This is a genomic window from Nodularia chucula CCY0103, from assembly GCF_963923915.1.
Taxonomy (GTDB): Bacteria; Cyanobacteriota; Cyanobacteriia; order Cyanobacteriales; family Nostocaceae; genus Nodularia; species Nodularia chucula.
Map to the genome: position 1 here is coordinate 1 of NZ_CAWUOL010000203.1, position 1,043 is coordinate 1,043.

The following is a 1,043-nucleotide window of genomic DNA, read 5'->3' on the forward strand; positions in this document are numbered from 1 at the left end:
TAAATATTTGAAGCACTCGTAATTTCTTACTTCTTTGAATGTGTCTCTATACTCCTCACAATATTCATCTATGATGCCTACTGTCGGGTGGGCATCTCTTGCCAAATGTTTGAGAATTTGTAATTCTACATCCATTGCTCTACCTACCTTGTAGAGATTTTTCCTTCCGTTCTTCTAGTCATTATATTCGGAAAGTGACAGAAGAGGGATATTATTTTAATAGTATACTAGATCCCAAATGGGTTCTATATTACGAGTAGCTAGAGAGGATCAAATTTTAAATATGGCTTTTGAGCAAATCGAAGCATTTTTAAAGAAAATGCAGTCTGAACCTGAACTTAAAAACGAGGTGCTCGCAGCACCAACCGCAGATGATGTTGCGCGAATAGCACTAAAGCTTGGTTTTGAATTTTCAGGTGATGAATTATTGAGAATGTCAGGTAAGAAAGTTGGCAGCATTACTGTTAGAAAAACTGATCTTCCTGGAGAGTACAACTAGGGGTCACGCGAGAATTTGTAAAAAATCGTACGCTAAGGGATCTAATCCCCAATCGGGGAAGCAGTAGGAATAGATGTCGGGCTAACAAATTTTATTGCCACTTCTAATGGTCTTTTAATCAAGCGTCCGAGGTTTTTTGTAGATGCCCAACGCAAGCTGAAATTGCTGCAACAGCGTGTCAAGAGAAAACGATTAGGCTCGAACAATTGGAAAAAAGCACAAAAGAAAGTTGCTTCATTGCATGAGTACGTTGCTAATTGTCGTAAAGATTGGCACAGAAAGCTGTCTCACCAAATTTGTGACAGCGCCGGGATGGTGTTTGTTGAGGATTTGAATTTAGTTGGCTTGTCCCGTGGAATGCTGGGTAAACATTGCCTGGATGCTGGGTTCGGTCAATTCTTTAATATTCTTGAACAAACTTGTTTTAAGCGTGATGTCTATTTTCAAAAAGTAGATGCACGGAAAACAAGCCAAATTTGTCCTAACTGCACGTGAGTTCGACGGAACTAAAAAATGGCAGGAGGTAGAGCAGGCAAATCTTTTG

At 39.6% G+C, this 1,043-nt stretch carries 2 protein-coding genes and 1 pseudogene; 2 read left to right on the plus strand and 1 reads right to left on the minus strand.

Annotation, left to right across the window (positions count from 1 at the left end; all coding sequences use genetic code 11):
- Window positions 1–135 (minus strand): annotated as a pseudogene (locus ACM0OP_RS24195) (IS701 family transposase); the annotation flags it as partial.
- Between the two features lie 103 nt (window positions 136–238).
- Between ACM0OP_RS24195 and ACM0OP_RS24200 the strand changes: the two are divergent.
- Together ACM0OP_RS24200 and ACM0OP_RS24205 are read left to right on the plus strand one after the other, a co-directional pair.
- Window positions 239–499: a Nif11-like leader peptide family natural product precursor gene (locus ACM0OP_RS24200; protein WP_199308464.1), complete on the plus strand. Its 261-nt coding sequence runs from the start codon at window positions 239–241 to the stop codon at window positions 497–499.
- A 51-nt stretch (window positions 500–550) separates the two neighbouring features.
- On the plus strand, window positions 551–994 hold the full coding sequence (locus tag ACM0OP_RS24205) for an RNA-guided endonuclease InsQ/TnpB family protein (protein WP_462362470.1): 444 nt from the start codon (window positions 551–553) through the stop codon (window positions 992–994).
- The last annotated feature ends 49 nt before the right edge of the window (window positions 995–1,043 follow it).